Source organism: Marinactinospora endophytica, from assembly GCF_054780875.1.
The window spans coordinates 120,733-142,901 of record NZ_BAAGVM010000008.1; the positions used below are offsets into that span (position 1 = coordinate 120,733).

20 protein-coding genes are annotated in these 22,169 nt (G+C 70.2%); 18 read left to right on the forward strand and 2 right to left on the reverse strand.

The window, feature by feature from the left end:
- Positions 1-34: 34 nt before the first annotated feature.
- Positions 35-235, reverse strand: coding sequence for a BldC family transcriptional regulator (locus ACYVHU_RS16375; protein ID WP_078763182.1), 201 nt, complete (start codon positions 233-235; stop codon positions 35-37).
- A 386-nt stretch (positions 236-621) separates the two neighbouring features.
- Between ACYVHU_RS16375 and ACYVHU_RS16380 the strand changes: the two genes are divergently transcribed.
- A complete protein-coding gene (locus ACYVHU_RS16380; protein WP_498948940.1) occupies positions 622-990 on the forward strand; it encodes a DUF4229 domain-containing protein in 369 nt (122 codons plus the stop codon).
- A 10-nt stretch (positions 991-1,000) separates the two neighbouring features.
- Here the strand turns inward: ACYVHU_RS16380 and ACYVHU_RS16385 are convergent, their stop codons facing one another.
- Positions 1,001-2,254 carry a delta-60 repeat domain-containing protein gene (locus ACYVHU_RS16385; RefSeq protein WP_498948942.1) on the reverse strand — a complete coding sequence of 418 codons (1,254 nt, stop codon included), beginning with the start codon at positions 2,252-2,254 and terminating at the stop codon, positions 1,001-1,003.
- Positions 2,255-2,442: 188 nt separating this feature from the next.
- On the opposite strand from ACYVHU_RS16385, the gene ACYVHU_RS16390 reads away from it, so the two are divergent.
- The 17 genes from ACYVHU_RS16390 (at position 2,443) to ACYVHU_RS16470 (ending at position 22,103) form a co-directional block, all read left to right on the forward strand.
- Positions 2,443-3,153 (forward strand): demethylmenaquinone methyltransferase, encoded by a 711-nt coding sequence (locus tag ACYVHU_RS16390; RefSeq protein ID WP_078763185.1) that lies wholly within the window; start codon positions 2,443-2,445, stop codon positions 3,151-3,153.
- 313 nt (positions 3,154-3,466) lie between these two features.
- The gene (locus ACYVHU_RS16395) at positions 3,467-4,774 is read left to right on the forward strand and encodes a geranylgeranyl reductase family protein (RefSeq protein WP_078763186.1); all 1,308 of its coding nucleotides are present in this window, start codon (positions 3,467-3,469) and stop codon (positions 4,772-4,774) included.
- Between the two features lie 169 nt (positions 4,775-4,943).
- A complete protein-coding gene (locus ACYVHU_RS16400; protein WP_078763187.1) occupies positions 4,944-5,303 on the forward strand; it encodes an NADH-quinone oxidoreductase subunit A in 360 nt (119 codons plus the stop codon).
- An 88-nt stretch (positions 5,304-5,391) separates the two neighbouring features.
- On the forward strand, positions 5,392-5,949 hold the full coding sequence (locus ACYVHU_RS16405; RefSeq protein WP_078763188.1) for a NuoB/complex I 20 kDa subunit family protein: 558 nt from the start codon (positions 5,392-5,394) through the stop codon (positions 5,947-5,949).
- On the forward strand, positions 5,946-6,704 hold the full coding sequence (locus ACYVHU_RS16410; RefSeq protein WP_078763189.1) for an NADH-quinone oxidoreductase subunit C: 759 nt from the start codon (positions 5,946-5,948) through the stop codon (positions 6,702-6,704). Before ACYVHU_RS16405 ends, ACYVHU_RS16410 begins: the two co-directional genes overlap by 4 nt.
- The gene (locus ACYVHU_RS16415; RefSeq protein ID WP_432937167.1) at positions 6,701-7,999 is read left to right on the forward strand and encodes an NADH-quinone oxidoreductase subunit D; all 1,299 of its coding nucleotides are present in this window, start codon (positions 6,701-6,703) and stop codon (positions 7,997-7,999) included. Before ACYVHU_RS16410 ends, ACYVHU_RS16415 begins: the two co-directional genes overlap by 4 nt.
- Positions 7,999-8,709, forward strand: a complete 711-nt coding sequence (gene nuoE / locus ACYVHU_RS16420) for an NADH-quinone oxidoreductase subunit NuoE (protein WP_078763191.1) — start codon at positions 7,999-8,001, stop codon at positions 8,707-8,709. Before ACYVHU_RS16415 ends, nuoE begins: the two co-directional genes overlap by 1 nt.
- Positions 8,706-10,004 carry an NADH-quinone oxidoreductase subunit NuoF gene (gene nuoF, locus ACYVHU_RS16425; protein ID WP_078763192.1) on the forward strand — a complete coding sequence of 433 codons (1,299 nt, stop codon included), beginning with the start codon at positions 8,706-8,708 and terminating at the stop codon, positions 10,002-10,004. The genes nuoE and nuoF overlap by 4 nt, the downstream gene beginning before the upstream one ends.
- A gap of 58 nt (positions 10,005-10,062) precedes the next feature.
- Positions 10,063-12,552: an NADH-quinone oxidoreductase subunit G gene (locus ACYVHU_RS16430; protein ID WP_078763193.1), complete on the forward strand. Its 2,490-nt coding sequence runs from the start codon at positions 10,063-10,065 to the stop codon at positions 12,550-12,552.
- Positions 12,553-12,566: 14 nt separating this feature from the next.
- Positions 12,567-13,916, forward strand: a complete 1,350-nt coding sequence (nuoH, locus tag ACYVHU_RS16435) for an NADH-quinone oxidoreductase subunit NuoH (RefSeq protein WP_078763313.1) — start codon at positions 12,567-12,569, stop codon at positions 13,914-13,916.
- Positions 13,909-14,469: an NADH-quinone oxidoreductase subunit NuoI gene (gene nuoI, locus ACYVHU_RS16440; protein WP_078763194.1), complete on the forward strand. Its 561-nt coding sequence runs from the start codon at positions 13,909-13,911 to the stop codon at positions 14,467-14,469. The genes nuoH and nuoI overlap by 8 nt, the downstream gene beginning before the upstream one ends.
- Complete coding sequence (locus tag ACYVHU_RS16445; protein ID WP_498948944.1) at positions 14,466-15,389, forward strand: NADH-quinone oxidoreductase subunit J; 924 nt, start codon at positions 14,466-14,468, stop codon at positions 15,387-15,389. Before nuoI ends, ACYVHU_RS16445 begins: the two co-directional genes overlap by 4 nt.
- The gene (gene nuoK, locus ACYVHU_RS16450) at positions 15,377-15,676 is read left to right on the forward strand and encodes an NADH-quinone oxidoreductase subunit NuoK (RefSeq protein WP_078763196.1); all 300 of its coding nucleotides are present in this window, start codon (positions 15,377-15,379) and stop codon (positions 15,674-15,676) included. Before ACYVHU_RS16445 ends, nuoK begins: the two co-directional genes overlap by 13 nt.
- A gap of 14 nt (positions 15,677-15,690) precedes the next feature.
- Positions 15,691-17,640: an NADH-quinone oxidoreductase subunit L gene (gene nuoL, locus ACYVHU_RS16455; RefSeq protein ID WP_200813713.1), complete on the forward strand. Its 1,950-nt coding sequence runs from the start codon at positions 15,691-15,693 to the stop codon at positions 17,638-17,640.
- A gap of 111 nt (positions 17,641-17,751) precedes the next feature.
- Positions 17,752-19,311, forward strand: a complete 1,560-nt coding sequence (locus ACYVHU_RS16460) for an NADH-quinone oxidoreductase subunit M (RefSeq protein ID WP_078763197.1) — start codon at positions 17,752-17,754, stop codon at positions 19,309-19,311.
- Positions 19,308-20,960, forward strand: coding sequence for an NADH-quinone oxidoreductase subunit NuoN (nuoN, locus tag ACYVHU_RS16465; protein ID WP_268805520.1), 1,653 nt, complete (start codon positions 19,308-19,310; stop codon positions 20,958-20,960). The genes ACYVHU_RS16460 and nuoN overlap by 4 nt, the downstream gene beginning before the upstream one ends.
- A gap of 138 nt (positions 20,961-21,098) precedes the next feature.
- Positions 21,099-22,103 carry a polyprenyl synthetase family protein gene (locus ACYVHU_RS16470; protein ID WP_078763198.1) on the forward strand — a complete coding sequence of 335 codons (1,005 nt, stop codon included), beginning with the start codon at positions 21,099-21,101 and terminating at the stop codon, positions 22,101-22,103.
- Positions 22,104-22,169 lie beyond the last annotated feature (66 nt).

Genomic DNA, 22,169 nt, shown 5'->3' on the forward strand with positions numbered 1-22,169 from the left:
AGGCAACACATTGGACCTGATGGTCGCGGCCGGGTCAGCGTGGGGATTCGCCGTTCTCCCCGTGCAGCAGCGCGCGCACCTCGGATTCCCGGAAGCGGCGATGGCCGCCGGGTGTTCGGATACTGCTGATCCTGCCGGAGGCGGCCCAACGGGTCACCGTTTTCGGATCCACCCTGAAGAGGGAAGCCACCTCTCCGGGGGTCAGCAAGCGTTCGCTTCCTCTTTCCACCTTCACAATCCCCCTTCGGGCCCGCCTGGGATATGGGCGGGCGGTTGATCCCCTAGTGTGCACGAGTTAGTCCGATTCCTCCCTAGTTTTCGTAAAAATGGGAAGGAGGGGACAGGGGACGCCTGAATGTGATCGGAACGTGACCTTCATATTCGGGTGGTTGTCCGGGGCTGTCTCACAGAGGTCCAACGTCCGTTCCCCGGGCCGGGTTCCGCGCTCCGAACAGCTCGAACTCGTCACGGGTGGGTCGGTCGGGTCTCGGGGAGAACCCCCCTTACCCTGTGAAGAGGGCGGATGCCCTCCGGCGTGTCCATGGGACATCGGCCCGTGGAGACGTCCGGATCCGGCCGCCCCGTCCGAAACGTCGTCTCGTCCGTTGTGAGGCAGAACCCATGCGCAGCGTCATCGCCTACACCGCGTCCCGGCTCCTCCTGTTCGCGGTCGCGTTCGGCCTGCTCTACCTGCTCGGCGCCCGCGGGTTCCTGGCGATCGCGCTGGCCTTCCTCCTCAGTGGGCTGGTCAGCTACATCCTGCTCAACGCCCAGCGCGACGCCATGTCGGAGGTCGTCGCCGGCTGGATGACCCGGATGCGCGGGATGGGGGCGCAGCTGGAGGCCGGTGCCGCGAAGGAGGACGAGTTCCAGGTGGCCGGCCGCGAGGCCGCCGACCGGGCCGAGGGCGTCACCCCCGTCGAGGAGAACGCGGCGCCCCCGGCCGCAGGAGCGGCCGGGGGCGAGGAGAGGGACGAGCGCCGGGGCTGACCCGCGCGTCCTAGGCGATCGGGAACATGCCCAGCCGGGCGTGGTACTCGCCGGCGAGCCGGTCGGTGTCGCTGCCGACGTAGAGGCCGTCAGGAGTGGGGGTCAGCGCCTCGACCCCATAACCCCGGGTCCGGCCGGGGTTCCAGGCCAGGGCCTTGCCGCTGACCGGGTCCACCGCGGCGATCCCCGACCGTTCCACCGCGCCGGGACCGGCGTCCTTGTCCCCCTCGGGGTTGTCCATCCAGCGTTGGTGTCCTCCCACGTAGACGGCCGAGCCGGTGACCGCCACGGAGTGGATCGAGTCGCCGCCGGTGTAGTTGACCCAGGTGGGCTCGGCGCCCGCGCGGTCCTCGTTCTCCCAGCGCGCGACCGTCTTGCACAGCCCGGGCTTCTTCTCCGGACCGCCGCGGGTGACGACGGCGAAGTAGGAGCCGTCGGGGGCGAAGTCCATCTGCCGGATGTAGGTGTTGATCTCCTCGTAGTCGCAGGGCTTGGAGTAGGCCTCGGTCGACCACGCGCTCAGCCGGGCCGGACTCGATCCGGTGTCGATCATGGCGATCTGGTACCTGCGCTCCCCGTCCACCACGGTGAACGTGCCCCCGATGACCAGCCTGCGGCCGTCCGGGCTCACCGCGAGCTCCTGCACGCGCAGCCTTCCCGAGCGCGGTTCGCTGAGCGTCAGCGCGAGATGGGGATCGAGCTTCCCGGTGACGCCGTCGAGCCGGGCCAGGCCGGTGCGCGCCTGGCCGTTGACCGCGGTGAAGGAGCCGCCGACGTAGAGCCGTCCGCCGTGCTGGGCCAGGCGGTAGGCCGAGCCCCCCTCCAGCGAGGCGGTGAAGCCGGTGACGCGTTTGCCGTCGGGGACCGACAGCTTGGTGACGCCCTGTTGCGGTTCCCCGTTGACCGTGGTGAAGTCGCCACCGACGAAGACCCCGCCGTCGGGGGAGGGCACCAGGGAGATGACCGTGCCGTTCACCTCGGGCCGGAACTCGGTCAGGAGCTCCCCCGTACCGGGGCGGAAGGCGAACAGCCCGGCGCGCTCGGTCTCGCCGGTGCGGTTGGGCGCCATCACGCGGGTGAAGTCGCCGCCGACGACGATGACGTCACCGACCTGGGCGATCGCCTTCACGCTGCCGTCCAGGACATGCGGGGTCCAGGCCACGGGACGCTCGCTGACGACGGAGTCGTGGGCGAGTCCCGCCAGGGCGGGGGAGGCGTACAGGGCGGTGGAGGTCAGGGCGAGCGCCGACAGCGCTGCGGTCACGAGAGTGCGGTGGCTGTGGGGCACGGGCGTACTCCAGGAGATCGGGCCGTCGCGGGATCACCTCGCGTTACCGACGAGGTTCGAATGGTCACCAAGCGTAGTCGGTGTGGCGTGTGGGTGAGGAGGGCAAACGCGGTGGAGGCGGGGGTTCGCCCGTTCCGGGTTCGACACGTTCTAGGCTGATTCCCATGACCCGTGCCGAACTCGACAAGCAACCCCGTGACGTCGCCGCCATGTTCGATGACATCGCCGGCCGCTACGACCTGATGAACGACGTGCTCTCGCTGGGCCAGGACCGGATCTGGCGGCGCGCCGTCGTCAACGCCGTCGAGGCCTACAGCGGCGAGCTCGTGCTCGACCTCGCGGCCGGTACGGGGACCTCGTCGGAGTCCTTCACCGTCAAGGGCGCCAGGGTCATCGCCTGTGACTTCTCCCTGGGCATGCTCCAGGTGGGTGCACGGCGGCGGGGAGGGGCCTCGCGGCGGGGGGTCACGGTCGTCGCCGGTGACGCGCTGCGGCTGCCCTTCGCCGACGAGACCTTCGACGCCGTCACGATCTCGTTCGGGCTGCGCAACGTCAACGACGTCGACCGGGCGCTGCGAGAGCTGCTGCGGGTCACCAAGGTCGGAGGCCGGATCGTCATCTGCGAGTTCAGCCATATCCCCGTGCGGCCGCTGGACCGGATCTACGGCGCGGGATTGAAGGTGGCGTTGCCGCTCGTCGCGCGCTGTTTCACCGGGAACCCGGGCGCCTACGCCTACCTCTCCGAGTCCATCGCCGACTGGCCGAACCAGCCGGTGCTGGCGCGGCGCATGCAGGCGGCGGGGTGGTCGGACGTCGCCTGGCGCAATCTCACGCTGGGGGCGGTGGCGCTGCATCGGGGACGCCGGCTGGCCTAAGCCGCGTATTCGGGTGTCTCGTCTCCATATTTGAGTACGAAAGTCCCCTCTTGCCGTATAAGGCGACAAAACAGACAGTTGTATTCCCCGTCAACTCCAGTGACAGCGTGAAAGGCCGTCGCGCCCGGAAAGGGCGCGGACAAGATGAATGCCCCCCGGGGGTCGCTCGTGGCTCGGGAAAGGTCTAGACTGCGGGCAAAAGGGTTTGTGAAGCCCTTCACAAGCGTACGAACCTTTTCGAAGTAGCAAGCAGCCACACCAGCGGGTCCCCGCCCCGCCTGCGCAGAGCCGCGCCGACCAGTCAGGACCACTCGTGAGCGAGACAGCACCGACCACACCGTCTGCCGTCAAGGAACGCCCCGAGCACGAGGCCGACGTCATCGTCGTCGGCGCGGGTCCGGCCGGTTCCACCGTCGCCTACTACCTGGCCCAGGCCGGCCTCGACGTTCTGGTCCTGGAGAAGACCGCCTTCCCCCGCGAGAAGGTCTGTGGCGACGGTCTGACCCCCCGCGCGGTCAAGCAGCTCACGGCGATGGGCATCTCCTTCGACGACGAGGGCTGGATCCGCAACCGCGGACTGCGCATCATCGGCGGCGGGGTGCGGCTGGAACTGCCCTGGCCGGAGCTTGCCGAGTACCCCGACTACGGGCTGGTCCGCACCCGCTTCGACTTCGACCAGATCCTCGCCGAGAACGCGGTCAAGGCCGGCGCGCGGCTGCTGGAGCGCACCAACGTCACCGAGCCGATCATCGACGCGCGCAGCAACCGCATCGTGGGCGTGCGCGCGAAGAACGCCGAGGGCGAGCGGGTGACCTACCGGGCCCCGTTGGTCGTCGCCGCCGACGGCAACTCCTCGCGGCTGTCGGTCGCGATGGGCATCCGCAAGCGCGACGACCGTCCGATGGGGGTCGCGGTGCGGACCTACTTCACCAGCCCCCGCCATGACGACGACTACCTGGAGTCCTGGCTGGAGCTGTGGGACTCCAGCGGCGGGCGTGAGGTGCTGCTTCCCGGCTACGGCTGGGTCTTCGGCGTGGGCGACGGCACGAGCAACGTCGGCCTGGGCATCCTCAACTCCACGGCCTCCTTCCAAGACGTCGACTACCGCAAGCTCCTGCGCCGCTGGACGCAGAGCATGCCCGCCGAGTGGGGGTTCACGGAGGAGAACCAGCAGGGGGGCATCCGCGGTGCCGCGCTGCCCATGGGCTTCAACCGCACCCCCCACTACTCCCGCGGCCTGCTCCTCGTGGGCGACGCCGGCGGCATGGTCAACCCGTTCAACGGCGAGGGCATCGCTTATGCCATGGAGGCCGGGCACATCGCCGCCGACGTCATCGTCCAGGCGATGAGCCGCCCCACCCAGCAGGCGCGGGAACGCACCCTCCTCGCCTACCCGCGCACGCTCCGCGACACCTACGGCGGCTACTACACCCTCGGACGCTACTTCGTGAAGATGATCGGCAACCCGGACATCATGAAGTACGCGACCAAGTACGGGCTGCCCCGGCCCCTGCTGATGCGGTTCACGCTGAAGCTGCTGGCCAACCTGACCGAGCCGAGCCAAGGGGACGCGATGGACCGGGTGATCAACGGTCTGTCCAAGATGGCCCCGGCGGCCTGAGCCGGCCCGGACGACCCCGAAGGGCCTGCCTCATGGCAACCGCGACGCAAAGGCCACCACCGCAAGTGAAAGAAATCACATGCGGGAACATCACCATGTCCACGGGCGCGGGAGGCGAATCGACCCCCGCCTTCCGCGCGCCCCGTGACGAGAAGGGGAACGGCTAGCGATGGAGCTGTACGCACCCATCTTCGTGCTCGGCGGGATCGGCGCCGGGTTCGTGGTCCTGTCCATGGTGGTCGGAGCGATCGCCGGGCCCAAACGCTACAACCGGGCCAAGCTCCAGGCCTACGAGTGCGGGATCGACCCGACGCCACAGCCGGTGGGCGGTGGCCGCTTCACGATCAAGTACTACCTGACCGCGATGCTGTTCATCGTCTTCGACATCGAGGTGATCTTCCTCGTGCCCTGGGCGATCCACCTCGACGCGCTCGGCATGTTCGGCCTCGTCGCGATGCTGCTCTTCCTCGTCAACGTCTCGATCGCCTACGCCTACGAGTGGCGCCGCGGCGGTCTCGAATGGGGCTGACGCGGATGCCCCGCCCACCCAAGATCACCGCACGTCCGCCGTGCGGTCATTCCAGCGGAACGGACAACCGGGAAAGGGGGTTCGCGGGATGGGTCTCGAGGAGAAGCTGCCGAGCGGCTTCCTGCTGACGACGGTCGAACAGGTCGTCGGCTTCGTGCGCAAGTCGTCCATGTGGCCGGCGACGTTCGGACTGGCCTGCTGCGCCATCGAGATGATGTCGGCCGGCGGACCACGCTTCGACATCGCGCGGTTCGGCATGGAGAGGTTCTCCGCCACGCCGCGTCAGGCCGATCTGATGATCGTCGCGGGCCGGGTCAGCCAGAAGATGGCCCCCGTGCTCCGGCAGATCTACGACCAGATGGCCGAGCCGAAGTGGGTGATCGCCATGGGCGTCTGCGCCTCCAGCGGTGGCATGTTCAACAACTACGCCATCGTGCAGGGCGTCGATCACATCGTGCCTGTGGACATCTACCTCCCGGGGTGCCCGCCGCGACCGGAGATGTTGCTGGACGCCGTGCTGAAACTGCACGACAAGGTCCAAAACACCAAGCTCGGCGCGCACCGTGAACGTGAGATCGAGGAGATCGAGCAGCGTAAGCTGCGCACTCTTCCTCTGGTTCAGCGGACCGAGGGGGTGACCCCATGAGCCCCCAAGATCACAAAGGACAGACTAACCCCCCGGAAGGGGAGAACGCCCCTATTCGGGCAGGTGAGCAACGTCTCAGTTCCCCGGTGGTCCGCACCGGCATGTTCGGAAGCCGGACATCCGGTGACACATCGGGCTATGGGGGGCTGCGGGTCCGCGGCGCCCCTCCGATGGGCACCGAACCGCCCTACACCGACCCCGACGACCCGCGCACCGAGGGGTACGACGAGATCGTCACCGCCCTGCGGCACGGGCTGGGCGCCGAAGGGGCCGGGTTCGCCGACGCGGTGGAGAGGGTCGTCGTCGACCGGGGGGAGCTGACCCTCCACATCCGCCGCGACCGGCTGCGCGACGTCGCCCGCCGGCTGCGCGACGACCCCGCGCTGCGCTTCGAGCTGTGTCTGGGGGTCTCCGGCGTCCACTACCCCTCCGACGAGGGGCGCGAGCTGCACGCGGTCTACCACTTCCGCTCGATCACCCACAACCGGGAGATCCGGCTGGAGGTCACCTGCCCCGACGCCGACCCGCGTGTTCCCTCGATCGTCGACGTCTACCCCACCAACGACTGGCACGAGCGCGAGGCCTGGGACTTCTTCGGCATCGTCTTCGAGGGGCATCCGGCCCTGACCCGGATCCAGATGCCCGACGACTGGGAGGGGCACCCGCAGCGCAAGGACTACCCCCTGGGCGGGATCCCGGTGGAGTACCGGGGCGCCAAGATCCCCCCGCCGGACGAGCGGAGGTCGTACGCATGACCACCACCACCGACACCTACGTGGACGCCTCGGGCGGCGACTGGGACCAGGTCGTCTCGGCGGCGCGTGAGGGAGCCGCCGAACGCCTCGTCGTCAACATGGGGCCGCAGCACCCTTCGACGCACGGCGTCTTGAGGCTCATCCTGACCCTGGACGGCGAGACCGTCACCGAGGCCCGGGTCGGCATCGGCTACCTGCACACCGGCATCGAGAAGAACATGGAGTTCCGAACGTGGACGCAGGGCACCACGTTCGTGACCCGCATGGACTACCTCACGCCGATCTTCAACGAGGTGGCCTACTGCCTGGCCGTGGAGAAGCTGCTCGGCATCACCGAGCGGGTTCCCGAGCGCGCCGACGTCATCCGGGTCCTGATGATGGAGCTCAACCGGATGTCCTCGCACTTCGTCGCGATGGCCACGTTCGGCATGGAGCTCGGCGCGACCACGATCATGACCAACGGGTTCCGCGAGCGCGAGATGATCCTCGACATCTTCGAGATGATCACCGGCCTGCGGATGAACCACGCCTACATCCGCCCCGGAGGGGTCGCCCAGGACCTGCCGCCCGGAGCCGTCGGCAAGATCAAGGAACTGCTCACCGAGATGCCCAAGCGCATCCGGGACATGCGCCGGCTGCTCGACGCCAACCCCATCTACCTCAAGCGCACCCGCGACGTCGCCTACCTCGACCTCGCCGGATGCATGGCCCTGGGCGTCACCGGACCCCTGCTGCGCGCCTCGGGGCTGGGCTGGGACCTGCGCAAGGCCAAGCCGTACTGCGGCTATGAGAACTACGAGTTCGACATCCCGGTCTCCGACGGCGGCGACGTCTACGCGCGCTACCGGGTGCGCGTGGCGGAGCTGGAGCAGAGCCTGCGCATCATCGAACAGTGCCTGGACCGGCTCAAGCCGGGCCCGGTGATGATCGAGGACGCCAAGATCGGCTGGCCGGCCCAACTCGCGCTCGGCGCCGACGGCCTGGGCAACTCCCCCGACCACATCGCCCACATCATGGGCGGCTCGATGGAGGCGCTCATCCACCACTTCAAGCTCGTCACCGAGGGCTTCCGGGTGCCGCCGGGCCAGGCCTACGCGGCGGTCGAGAGCGCCAAGGGCGAACTCGGCTGCCACGCGGTCAGCGACGGCGGGCCGCGCCCCTACCGGGTGCACTTCCGCGACCCCTCGTTCACCCACCTCCAGGCGGTGGCGGCGATGTGCGAAGGCGGCACGGTGGCCGACGTCATCGCGGCGGTGGCCAGCATCGACCCTGTGATGGGAGGCGTGGACCGCTGATGAGCGTGTTCAGCGACGAGACGACCCGGGCCCGGCTGGAAGTCGACGCCAAGGAGATCATCGCCCGCTACCCGCGGGAGCGTTCCGCGTTGCTGCCCCTCCTGCACCTGGTGCAGGCCGAGGAGGGGTACGTCAGCGCGGACGGCATCGCCTTCTGCGCCGAGCAGCTCGGCATCACCACCGCCGAGGTGACCGCCGTGGCCACCTTCTACACGATGTACAAGCGCCGTCCGACCGGCGAGTACCACGTCGGCGTGTGCACGAACACGCTGTGCGCGGTGATGGGCGGCGACGAGATCTTCGCGGCCCTCAAGGAACACCTGGGCATCGGCAACGACGAGACCACCGAGGACGGCAAGGTCTCGCTGGAGCACGTCGAGTGCAACGCGGCCTGCGACTTCGCGCCGGTCGTGATGGTCAACTGGGAGTTCTTCGACAACCAGACGCCCGACAGCGCCAAGAGCCTCGTCGACGACCTGCGCCTGGGCCGTGACGTCAAGCCCACCCGGGGACCCGACCGCCTGTGCACCTGGAAGCAGGCGTCCCGGGTGCTCGCCGGATTCTCCGACGGCCTGGCCACCCAGGGGGCGCAGGCCGGCGCGCCGTCGCTGGCCGGCCTCGACGTGGCCCGTCGCAACGGCTGGACAGCGCCCGACCCGGCCCGCCCGGCGGCCGAACGGGCCGACGACGTCGAAGGGGACGCGAAGTGACGACGCTGACGCCGGTCCTCTCCCGCAACTGGGACCGACCCGATTCCTTCACCCTCGCGGCCTACCGCGAGACCGGTGGATACCAGGCCCTGCGCAAGGCGCTGACGATGGAGCCCGACGCCATCGTGGAGCTGGTCAAGTCCTCCGGCCTGCGCGGCCGGGGCGGGGCCGGCTTCCCGACCGGGATGAAGTGGGGGTTCCTGCCCAAGGACAACCCCAACCCGCGCTACCTCGTCGTCAACGCCGACGAGTCCGAACCGGGCACCTGCAAGGACATCCCACTGCTGCTCGCCAACCCGCACGCGCTCGTCGAGGGCATCGCGATCGCCTCCTACGCGATCCGCAGCAACACCGCCTTCGTCTACGTGCGCGGCGAGGTCCTGCACGTCATCCGGCGGCTGCGGCACGCGGTGGCCGAGGCCTATGAGGCGGGGCTGCTCGGCCGGGACGTCCTCGGCAGCGGGTTCGACCTCGACGTGGTCGTCCACGCGGGCGCGGGCGCCTACATCTGCGGCGAGGAGACCGCGCTGCTCGACTCGCTGGAGGGGTACCGCGGCCAGCCCCGGCTCAAGCCGCCCTTCCCCGCCGTGGCCGGCCTGTACGCCTCGCCCACGGTCGTCAACAACGTCGAGTCGATCGCCAGCGTGCCGAGCATCGTGGCCAACGGCGCCGAGTGGTTCACCTCGATGGGCACCGAGAAGTCGGCCGGTTTCGGCTTCTTCTCCCTGTCGGGGCACGTCACCCGGCCCGGCCAGTACGAGGCGCCGCTCGGGGTGACGCTGCGCGAGCTGCTGGACATGGCCGGCGGGATCCGCGCCGGCCACGAGCTGAAGTTCTGGACCCCCGGCGGGTCCTCCACCCCGATCTTCACGGCGGACCACCTGGACACGCCGCTGGACTTCGAATCGGTGGGCGCCGCGGGGTCGATGCTGGGCACCCGCGCGTTGCAGATCTTCGACGAGACGACGTGCGTCGTGCGCGCGGTCGGCAGGTGGATCTCCTTCTACGCCCACGAGTCGTGCGGGAAGTGCACGCCGTGCCGCGAGGGCAACTACTGGATGGTGCAGGTCCTGGAGCGGCTGGAGGACGGCCGGGGCACCGAGGCCGACCTCGACCGGCTGCTGGACATCTGCGACAACCTCCTCGGCCGCTCCTTCTGCGCGCTGGGGGACGGCGCGACCAGCCCCGTGACGTCGTCCATCAAGTACTTCCGCCAGGAGTACCTCGACCACCTGGAACACGGTGGCTGCCCGTTCGACCACGCCAAGTCGACGGTGTGGGGAGGAGGCCGGTGAGACCCGACCGGACCACGACCGACACCCACCGGACACGACGGGAACGCGAGGAGGAACGGTGACCGTCACCACGAACACGACTTCGGGCGGGACGCCCGCAGTCCCCCCGGAGGACCTCGTCACCGTCACCATCGACGGCTTCGAGATCCAGGTGCCCAAGGGCACCCTGATCATCCGCGCGGCCGAGCTGCTGGGCATCCAGATCCCCCGGTTCTGCGACCACCCGCTGCTCGACCCGGTCGGCGCGTGCCGCCAGTGCCTGGTCGAGATCCCCGACGCGGGCAACGGGCGGGGAATGCCCAAACCGCAGGCGTCGTGCACGACCACCGTCATGCCGGGCATGGTCGTCAAGACGCAGCTCACCTCGCCGGTGGCCGAGAAGGCCCAGCGCGGGATCATGGAATTCCTGCTGATCAACCACCCGCTGGACTGCCCGGTCTGCGACAAGGGCGGTGAGTGCCCCCTGCAGAACCAGGCCATGTCCACCGGCCAGGGCGAGACCCGCTTCACCGAGACCAAGCGGACCTTCCCCAAGCCGATCCCGCTGTCCAGCCAGGTGCTGCTGGACCGGGAGCGCTGCATCCAGTGCGCCCGTTGCACCCGGTTCTCCGCCCAGATCGCCGGCGACCCGTTCATCGAGCTGCTGGAACGCGGCGCCAAGGAACAGGTCGGGATCGCCGAGGGGCAGCCGTTCCAGTCCTACTTCTCCGGCAACACGGTGCAGATCTGCCCGGTCGGCGCGCTGACCGGCGCGGCCTACCGCTTCCGTTCGCGCCCCTTCGACCTGGTCTCCACGCCCAGCGTGTGCGAGCACTGCGCCTCGGGCTGCGGGCTGCGCACCGACCACCGCCGGGGCAAGGTCACCCGGCGGCTCGCCGGTGACGAGCCGCAGGTCAACGAGGAGTGGAACTGCGACAAGGGACGCTGGGCGTTCACCTACGCCACGCGCCCCGACCGGTTGACCCGGCCGTTGGTGCGCGACGAGGACAGCCGCGCGCTGGAGGTCGCCTCGTGGCCCGAGGCGCTGAGCGTCGCGGCCCGGGGACTGGCCCGCGCCGCGGCCACGGGACGGGTCGGCGTCCTCGTCGGCGGGCGGCTCACGCTGGAGGACGCCTACGCCTACAGCAAGTTCGCCCGTGTCGCGTTGCACACCAACGACATCGACCTGCGGGCCCGGGCGCACAGCGCCGAGGAGGCCGACTTCCTCGCCGCGCGGGTCGCGGGCACGGGGATCGGGGTCTCCTACGCGGATCTGGAGAAGGCGCCCGCCGTCCTGCTCGCCGGCTTCGAACCCGAGGACGAGTCGCCGATCGTGTTCCTGCGGCTGCGCAAGGCCGTCCGCAAGAACCGGCTGCGCGTCTACTCCGTCGCCTCCCACGCCGACCGGGGGCTGGCCAAGCTCGACGGCAGGCTCCTGCCGGCCCGGCCGGGGGAGGAGGCCCGCGCCCTGGACGAACTGGGGACGGTCTGCGCCGAGGCGATCGAGGCGCTGCGCGAACCCGGGGCGGTCATCCTCGTCGGCGAGCGGCTGGCCGAGTCGCCGGGGGCGCTGTCCTCGGCCGCGCGGCTGGCCGACCGTACCGGCGCCCGGCTCGCCTGGATCCCGCGGCGGGCCGGCGAGCGCGGCGCGATCGAGGCCGGCGCGCTCCCCAACCTGCTGCCGGTGGGACGGCCGGTCTCCGACGCGACGGCCCGCGCCGAGGTGGCCCGGGTGTGGTCGGTCGGCGACCTGCCCGCCCTCGAGGGCCGTGACACCGCGGGCATCATCGCCGCGGCGGCGGCCGGCGAACTCGACGCGCTGCTCATCGCGGGCGTCGACCCCGACGACCTGCCCGACCCCGACGGCGTCCGCGCCGCGCTGGGCCGGGTCCCGTTCATCGTCAGCCTGGAGCTGCGGGTCAGCGACGTCACCGACCGCGCCGACGTGGTGCTGCCCGTGGCGGCGGTCGCCGAGAAGTCCGGGACCTTCGTCAACTGGGAAGGCCGCGGCCGTCCGTTCGGCGCGGCGCTGAAGGTCCCCGGCGCGCTCTCGGACCTGCGCGTGCTCTCGGCGATCGCCGACGAGATGGACGTCCACCTCGGACTGCCCGACGCCACGGCCGCCCGGCGCGAGCTGGACCGCCTGGGGGCCTGGGCCGGCGACCGCGTCCCCGACCCGGTCACCCGGCCCGCGGCGCAGGCCGCGCCCGAGGCGGGACAGGCCGTGCTGGCCACCTGGAGCCGTCTCCTCGGGGCCGGCCGGATGGAGGACGGGGAGCCCCACCTCGCCGGTACCGCGCGTCCCTCGATCGCGCGGCTGTCCGCGGCCACCGCGGCCGAGATCGGACTGGCCGACGGAGGCCGGCTCCGGGTCACCGGCCCCGGTGGCTCGGTGAGCGTCCCCGCCGTGGTGACCGAGATGCCGGACCGTGTCGTGTGGTTGCCGGCCACCGCCCGCGACTGCGCCGCGCGCCGCGAGCTCGGCGCGGGCAACGGCACGGTCGTGTCGCTGGCCGTGGACGACACCGCGCCCGCCGGCGCGGTGACGAGTGCTGGGAGCCGACTGTGACGACCCATCCATCCGTGCACGCAGAGGCGGTCCGGTTGGCCGCGGAGCCGGGGTTCGAGGGCTTCGGGACTGATCCGTGGTGGATCATCCTGATCAAGGCGCTCGTGATCTTCGTCTTCCTCATGCTCTGCGTCCTCATGATGATCATGGCGGACCGCAAGGTCATGGGGCGCATGCAGCAGCGTCACGGCCCCAACCGCCTGGGGCCGTGGGGCCTGTTGCAGTCCCTCGCCGACGGTGTGAAGCTCTCCCTCAAGGAAGACCTCATCCCGCGCAGCGTCGACAAGGTCGTCTACATCGCGGCGCCGATGGTCGCGGCGATCCCGGCGTTCCTCGCCTTCTCGGTCATCCCGGTCGGCCCCGAGGTGTCGATGTTCGGGGTCCAGACCCGCCTCCAGCTCACCGACCTCCCGGTCGCGGTGCTGCTGGTCCTGGCCACCGCCTCGATCGGCGTCTACGGGATCGTGCTGGCGGGCTGGGCGTCCCGCTCGCCCTACCCACTGCTCGGCGGACTGCGCGCGTCGGCCCAGGTCATCAGCTACGAGATCGCGATGGGCCTGTCGTTCATCGCGGTGTTCATCTACTCGGGGACGTTGAGCACCTCGGGGATCGTCGAGGCGCAGCAACCGATCTGGTTCGCGATCATCCTGTTCCCGTCGTTCGTGATCTACCTGATCACGATGGTCGGCGAGACCAACCGGCTGCCCTTCGACCTCGCCGAGGGCGAGGGGGAGCTGGTCGGCGGGTTCATGACCGAGTACTCCTCGATGAAGTTCACGATGTTCTTCCTCGCCGAGTACGTCAACATGGTCACCGTCGCGGCGATGTCGGTCACCCTGTTCCTGGGCGGCTACCTCGCGCCCCCGCCGATCACCACCTTCTGGCCGGGCGCCAACGAGGGCTGGTGGCCGGTGCTGTGGTGGCTGGCGAAGTTCGCCGCCGTCATGTTCCTGTTCATCTGGCTGCGCGGTTCGCTGCCCCGCGTCCGCTACGACCAGCTCATGCAGCTCGGCTGGAAGCTGCTCATCCCGGTGCAGCTCGTCTGGATCACCGCCGTCGCGACGATCCGGGTGCTGCGCAACGAGGGCTACCCGCCGCTGGTCACGTCCGCCGTCATCGTGGTGTTCTTCCTGGCGGTCCTCGCCGCCCTGCTCGCGATGAGCCGTTCCGCCGAGCGTCGGCAGGCCGCCGAGGCCGAGGAACGCGCCCGCGACGCGCGGGCCGTGCACGAGGACCCGGCGTACGGGGGCTTCCCCGTGCCGCCCGCCCACGCCCCGCACTACGGCAGCAGCGTGCCAGCGGAGGAACCCCGGACGGCCCCGCCGGCGCCGTCCGGCAAGCGCGAGGAGGTTACCGGTGCTTGATTGGCTCGATCCCGTCAAGGGGTTCGGCGTCACCTTCACGACCATGTTCAAGAAGGTGCCCACGGTCGAGTACCCCGAGGTCAAGGCGCCCACGATGCCGCGTTTCCACGGCCGTCACCAGCTCAACCGCTGGCCCGACGGCCTGGAGAAGTGCATCGGGTGCGAACTGTGCGCCTGGGCGTGCCCGGCCGACGCCATCTACGTCGAGGGCGGTGACAACACCGAGGAGGAGCGGTACTCCCCGGGGGAGCGCTATGGCCGCGTCTACCAGATCAACTACCTGCGCTGCATCCTGTGCGGGCTGTGCATCGAGGCCTGCCCCACCCGCGCGCTGACCATGACCAACGAGTACGAGCTCGCCGACGACGACCGCGAGAGCCTCATCTACACCAAGGAGCAGCTGCTCGCCCCGTTGCTCCCCGGGATGGAGGCCCCGCCGCACCCGATGCGGCTCGGCGACACCGAGGAGGAGTACTACCGGATGGGCCGCGAGCAGCCCGAGGCCGCCGTGTCCGGCGCCTCCGCGGATAAGGACAGCGAGGCCGCACGGTGACTCCCCGACTCCTACAGGAGACGACGACACTCGCCGCCGGACCGGTGTCGGGCGCGGAGGGAACCGCGTTCTGGGTGATCGGCGCCATCGTGATCCTGGCCGCCCTGGGGGTCGTGTTCAGCCGCAAGGCCGTCCACTCCGCCCTGATGATGGCCGTGGTCATGATCGGGCTGGCCATCTTCTACGGCATCAACCAGGCGCCGTTTTTGATGGTCGTCCAGATCGTCGTCTACACCGGCGCCGTGCTGATGCTCTTCCTGTTCGTGCTCATGCTCGTCGGCGTGAGCTCGGCGGACTCCCTCGTCGAGACGATCCAGGGACAGCGCCTGCTCACCGCAGTGATCGTGCTGTGCTTCCTCGGCGCCCTGGGCGGCGGGCTGGCCCGCATCACGGTCGCCGAGCCGGTCGGCCTCGACGCGGGCGTGACCGCCGCGGGGGGCAGCATCCCCTGGATCGCCGGCGAGATCATCTACCGCTACGTGATCGCCTTCGAGGCGACCGGCGCACTCCTCATCACCGCGGTGCTCGGCGCCCTGGTGCTGGCCCACACCCAGCGCCTCAAGCGCCGCCGCACCCAGCGTGAAATGGCGCGCGAGCGCATCCGTGGGGACCACCCCACGCCGCTGCCCGGGCCGGGGACCTACGCCCGGCACAACGCGATCGACATGCCGGCCCTGCTGCCGGACGGCTCGGTCTCGCAGCTGTCCCTCAACCCGGTCCTGGCCGCGCGCGACCCGCGTGACCAGTCCAAGGTGCCCGAGGACATCCGGCTCACCACCGGTCCGGCGCCGCGACGTCCCGTCGCCCCGGAGCCGCCCGAGGGCGCCGCGGAGGTCTCCCGCGAGGAGACCGACGGCGACGGGAGCACGGACGAGAACCACGAGAACGGGCAGGAGGCCGAGCGGTCATGGACCCGATGAACTACATCCTGCTCGCCGCGGTCCTGTTCGCCATCGGCGCGGCCGGGGTGCTGGTGCGGCGCAACGCGATCATCGTCTTCATGTGCGTGGAGTTGATGCTCAACGCCTGCAACCTCGCCTTCGTGGCGTTCGCGCGCATCCACGGCGGTATCGAGGGCCAGGTCATCGCCTTCTTCGTGATGGTGGTCGCCGCGGCCGAGGTCGTCGTCGGGCTGGCGATCATCATGCAGATCTTCCGAACCCGCAGGTCGGCGTCGGTCGATGACGCCAACCTGCTCAAGCACTAGAGGGGCAGGGCGACGTGACGGAAATTCTCGCCGCCGAGCCGCACGCGGTCACCGCCGCGGCCGAGGGAGCGATCCTCGCCAACGCCTGGCTCCTGATCGCGTTCCCGCTCGCGGGCGCCGCGATCCTGCTGCTGGGCGGCAGGCGGACCAACGGCTGGGGGCACTGGCTCGCCATCGCGATGTCGCTGGCCGGCTTCGCGTGGGCGGTACTCGCCCTCGTCCAGCTGCTGGGCCTGGCGCCACAGGAGCGCAGCCGTTCGGCACACGTCTACGAGTGGTTCTCGGTCGGCGCGTTCACGGTCGACGTGAACCTGCTCATCGACCCGCTGTCGATCACGTTCGCGCTGCTCATCACCGGCGTCGGATCGCTCATCCACATCTACTCCGTGGGCTACATGGCGCACGACGAGAACAGGCGGCGGTTCTTCGCCTACCTCAACCTGTTCGTCGCGGCGATGCTGGTGCTGGTGCTCGCGGACAACTACGCGCTGCTGTTCCTCGGCTGGGAGGGGGTGGGCCTGGCCTCCTACCTGCTCATCGGTTTCTGGCAGCACAAGCCGTCGGCGGCCGTCGCGGCCAAGAAGGCGTTCCTCATCAACCGTGTCGGCGACATGGGGCTGCTCATCGCGATCATGCTGATGTTCGCGACGTTTGGCACCCTCTCCTTCGCGCCGGTGGCCGAGGCGGCCGGTGACGCCGGTCGCGGCGTGATCACCGCGATCGGGCTGCTGCTCCTGCTCGGCGCGTGCGGGAAGTCCGCGCAGCTCCCGTTGCAGGCCTGGCTCCTCGACGCGATGGAGGGCCCGACCCCGGTGTCGGCGCTCATCCACGCGGCGACGATGGTCACCGCCGGCGTCTACCTCATCGTCCGCTCCGGCCCGATCTTCGAGGCGGCGCCCTACGCCCAGCTCGTCGTCGCCGCCGTCGGCGCGGCCACCCTGCTCGCCGGCGCGATCATCGGCTGCGCCAAGGACGACATCAAGAAGGCCCTGGCCGGCTCCACCATGAGCCAGATCGGCTACATGACGCTGGCCGCAGGGCTCGGCCCCATCGGTTACGCCGCCGCCATCGCGCACCTGGTCACCCACGGCTTCTTCAAGGCGGGGCTGTTCCTCGGCGCCGGGTCGGTCATGCACGGTATGAACGACCAGGTGGACATGCGCAGGTACGGCGCGCTGCGCAAGGCCATGCCGATCACCTTCGCCACCTTCGGCCTGGGCTACCTGGCGATCATCGGCTTCCCGTTCCTGTCCGGCTGGTGGACCAAGGAGGGCATCATCGAGGCGGCGTTCGCCTTCGGCGGCGTCACCGGGCAGATCCTCGGCTGGGCGACCCTGATCGGCGCGGGGCTCACCGCGTTCTACATGTCCCGGGTCATGTTCATGACCTTCTTCGGCACCGCGCGTTGGGACGACGGGGTCCACCCGCACGAGTCCCCGAAGTCGATGACCGTTCCGATGATCGTCTTGGCCCTCGGCTCGGTCTTCCTCGGCGCGATCCTGGTGTTCGGCTACCGGTTCGCCCACTTCCTGGAGCCGGTCGTCGGGGCGCCGGAACACCACGAGTTCAGCCTCGCCCACATGTTGACCAGCTGGCCCAGCCTGACCGCGCTGGCGCTCATGGTCGCCGGCGTGGCGTTCGCCTGGGCGCGTTACGGCCGCGCCGAGGTGCCGCGTACCGCTCCCGCGGGCAACCCGATCACGGTGGCGGCCCGCAACGAGCTCTACGGCAACGCCCTCAACGAGGCCCTCTTCATGCGCCCCGGCCAGCGGCTCACCGCCGCCGCCGTCGCCTTCGACGACACGGCCGTCGACGGGGTGGTCAGGGGGGTCGCCGAGGGAGTGCGCCAGAGCTCGCAGGGGCTGCGCCAGACGCAGACCGGGTTCGCCCGCTCCTACGCGCTGACCATGGTGTTCGGCGCGGCCGTGGTGGTCGCCACGATGCTGGGGGTGGGCGTTGCCTAGACAGCACACCGCCGTCACCGTCCCCCGAAGCCGTCTTCGGGGGGACGGGCCGGCCCCGGCCTGCGCGCCGGCGATCCAGCGCACGTTCCGACCCAGCACGCGAGGAACCCGATGACGATTCCCTGGCTGACCCTGGCCATCGCCCTACCCGCCCTCGGTGGGCTGGGCGTGGCGCTGCTCCCACGCGACCGGGCCGAGACGGCCAAGCGGGTGACGCTCGGTGTCACGCTCGCCACGCTGGTCCTGCTCCTCGCCATGGCGTCGCGCTTCGACCCGTCGGGCGCCCGGTTGCAGTTCACCGAGGTGTACCCGTGGATCCCCCGCTTCGGGGTGCACTACGCGCTCGGCGTGGACGGCATCGCGCTGGTGCTGATCCTGCTGTCCGCGCTGCTCGTACCCCTGGTGGTCCTGGCGGCGTGGAACGAGAACGACGACGCCGAGGACCGCGGGAAGGGCTACTTCGCCCTGATCCTGGTCCTTGAGGCGATGATGATCGGGGTCTTCGCGGCCACCGACGTCTTCCTGTTCTACGTCCTCTTCGAGGCGATGCTCATCCCGGTCTACTTCATGATCGGGCGTTACGGGCGCGGCGCGCAGCGCCGTGCCGCCGCGGTGAAGTTCCTGCTCTACAGCCTCTTCGGCGGCCTGCTGATGCTGGTGTCGGTGATTGGCGTGTACGCGCTGAGCTCCGGCGCCGGCCAGGGCACGTTCCTGTGGTCGGAACTGGCCGGCCCCGAGGGCCTGCTCGCGGGGATCGACCCGGCCACCGCGAAGTGGCTGTTCCTCGGCTTCTTCGTGGCCTTCGCGATCAAGGCCCCGATGTGGCCGGTGCACACGTGGCTGCCCTCGGCGGCCGGATCGTCGCGGCCGGGGACCGCGGTGCTGCTGGTCGGGGTGCTGGACAAGGTCGGCACCTACGGCATGCTGCGCTACTGCCTGGAGCTCTTCCCCGGCGCGGCGACCTGGTTCGTGTGGCCCGTCATCGTCTTGAGCCTGGTGAGCATCGTCTACGGCGCGGTGGTCGCCATCGGCCAGAGCGACATGCTGCGGCTCATCGCCTACACCTCGGTGTCGCACTTCGGGTTCATCACGCTGGGGATCTTCGCGATGACCTCCCAGGGGCAGTCCGGCGCCGCGCTGTACATGGTCAACCACGGCTTCTCGACGGGCGCGCTGTTCCTGATCGTGGGCTTCCTCATCGCCCGGCGTGGGTCCGCCGAGATCGCCGACTACGGGGGGGTGCAGAAGGCCGCCCCGGTCCTGGCCGGAACGTTCCTGGTGGCGGGCCTGTCCAGCCTGGCGCTTCCGGGACTGTCGCCGTTCGTCAGCGAGTTCCTGGTGTTCGTCGGCACGTTCACGGCCTACCCGGTTCCCGCCGTCATCGCCAGCGTCGGCGTGGTCCTGGCCGCCCTGTACATCCTGTGGATGTACCAGCGCACCATGACCGGACCGCTTCCCCAGGACAGGCCGGCCCCGCGCGACCTGTCGGGGCGCGAACTGTGGGCCGTCGGCCCGCTCATCGCGCTGATCGTGCTGTTCGGCCTCTACCCCCAGCCGCTGCTCGACGTCATCAACCCGGCTGTCGAGCAGACCATGCAGCAGATTGACGTCACCGATCCCGCTCCGGCGCTCGACCAGGTCGCCGGCGGGCAGGAAGGAGCGGGCGAGTGAACCACGCGGCTTACTCGGCGCTGGAGACCACGCTCGCGGCGCCCGTCATCACTCAGGGGCCGCCCGACATCGACTACGGGCTGCTCTCACCGATGCTCGTGATCTTCGCCGCGGGCGTGCTCGGGGTGCTCGCCGAGGCGTTCGTGCCCCGCGCCCGTCGCAGGGTCACCCAGCTCGTCCTGGCGCTGGGCGCGGTGCTCCTCGCGTTCGTGCTGACGGTTTCGCTGGTGGGGGCCCTGCCGGCCGACGGGGCCGGGATCGTGGTGGCCTTCGCCACGGTCGCGGTCGACCGGCCCACGCTGTTCCTCCAGGGCACGATCCTCGTGCTCGCCCTCGCCAGCCTGCTGCTGATCGCCGAGCACGGTCAGGAGGAGAGCTCCTTCGCCGCGCAGGCCGCGGCGGTGCCCGGTAGCGAGGAGGAGCGTGAACACGTCCTCGCGGGTTCGCAGCACACCGAGGTCTACCCGCTGGTGCTGTTCGCGCTGCTGGGCATGCTGCTCTTCCCCGCGGCCAACGACTTCCTCACGATGTTCATCGCGCTGGAGGTCATGAGCCTGCCCCTGTACCTGTTGTGCGGCCTGGCGCGTCGGCGGCGGCTGTTCTCGCAGGAGGCGGCGGTCAAGTACTTCCTCCTGGGCGCGTTCTCCTCGGCGTTCTTCCTGTTCGGGATCGCCCTGGTCTACGGGTACGCGGGCTCGGTGAACTTCGCCGACGTCGCCGAGGCCGTCGCCGGCGGTGGCGCGGGCGTCATCGCCAACGGCGAACCGCTGCTGTTGGCGGGGATCGCCCTGGCAGGTGTGGGCCTGCTGTTCAAGGTGGGCGCGGTGCCGTTCCACAACTGGAAGCCCGACGTCTACCAGGGAGCCCCCACCCCGATCACCGCGCTCATGGCCTCCTGCACGCTGGTGGCCGCCTTCGGGGCGCTGCTGCGGGTGTTCTACGTCCCCTTCGGCGGTTCCGTCTGGGAGTGGCGACCCATGATGTGGGTGGTGGCGATCCTGACGATGGTGGCCGCGGCGGTCATCGCGGTGACCCAGCGCGACATCAAGCGGCTGCTCGCCTACTCCTCCGTCGTGCACGCCGGTTTCATCCTCACCGCGGTGATCGCGGCGAGCCCCGAGGGGCTGGCCGGTGCGATGTTCTACCTGGCCGCCTACGGGTTCACCACGGTCGGGGCGTTCGCCGTCGTCACGCTGGTGCGCTCGCGCGAGGGCGGCGGCGAGGCGGGCGACCTGACCCAGTGGGCGGGGCTCGGCCGGACCTCCCCGGTGTTGGCCGGCGCGCTGGGCCTCTTCCTGCTGGCGTTCGCCGGCATTCCGCTGACCAGCGGCTTCATCGGGAAGTTCGCGGTGTTCGAGGCGGCCGTCGCCGCCGGCGCCACCCCGCTGGTCGTCATCGGCGTGCTCAGCAGCGCGGTCACCGCGTTCTTCTACGTCCGCATCATCGTGCTGATGTTCTTCGCCGAGCCCGCGGAGGAGGGACCCCGGGTGCTCAGGCCGGGCGGCCCCACCGGGGTCGTGATCGCGGTCGGGGTGGCCGCGACCGTGTTCCTGGGCGTCTACCCGGGACCGGTCCTGGACACCATGCTGCCCCAGCCGGCCGAGGCGGAGGTCGCGGGGGAGGCGCCCACGGACATGTTCGCCCGGTGAGCGGGGCCGCGCGGTGCGTGGCTTTGGCTGTTCAATCCGGGTCCGATAACTTGGCTAGACGGTTTTGTTCATCCCGAGAGCGCGCGGTATGCCCGTTAAGGGGATATCGCGCGCCCTGCTGACGTGTGGAGCTTTCAGGTGAGCGGTGCTGTCCCGAGCGGTTTCCTCGCTCTGCCGAGTATCGACGAGGCCCTTGCTCGGGAGGTTCAGGCGGCTCTCGACCGTGTCGAGGAAGTGCTGCACGAGACCGTCACCGCCAGCGATCCGTTGCTCACGGAGGCCGCGTCACATCTGTTGTCGGCAGGGGGCAAGCGGTTCCGGGCCACCCTGGTGTTGCTGGCGGCGTACTTCGGTAACCCGAAGGCCCCCGAGCTGGTCCCGGCCGCCGCCGTGGTCGAGCTCACCCATGTCGCGACGCTCTACCACGACGACGTGATGGACGAGGCGACGATGCGCCGCGGCGAGGTCAGCGCCAACCAGCGCTGGGGCAACAAGATCGCGATCCTCGTCGGCGACTACGTCTTCGCCCGCGCCTCGGAGATGCTGGCCGACCTGGGGGCCGACGCGGTGCGGTTGCAGGCCAGGACGTTCGGCCGGCTGGTGCAGGGGCAGATCCTGGAGACGTCCGGACCGGCCGAGGGCGTCGACCCGCTCCAGCACTACCTCCAGGTCATCGCCGACAAGACCGCGTCGCTGATCGCCTCCTCCGCCCAGTTCGGCGCGACCTTCGGCAAGGCCGACCCGCAGATCGTGGAGACGATCACGCGGGCCTGTGACGCGCTGGGCATGGCCTTCCAGCTCTCCGACGACATCCTCGACGTCGCCAGCCACCCGGGCGAGTCGGGCAAGACGCCGGGGACCGACCTGCACGAGGGCGTGCTGACCCTGCCGATGTTCCACGCGCTGCGCGGCTCCGAGCCCGAGCACGCGCGGTTGCGTTCGCTGCTGGGCCGCCCGCTCGACGACGCGGAGACCGCCGAGGCGCTGGAGCTCCTGCGGGCCCACCCGGCGATGGAGATGGCCTACGCGGACCTTCGGGCGTGGGCGGACAAGGCCCGCGCCGAGCTGGCGACGTTGCCGGATGTCCCGGCGCGCAGGGCGTTCGAGGCGCTGTGCGACTACGTCGTGGAGCGCAGCGGCTGATCACCGTCCTTCCCGTGGACGCGGCCGGCGGAGCGTGCTCCTCCGGCCGCGTTCCGTGTTCTCGGC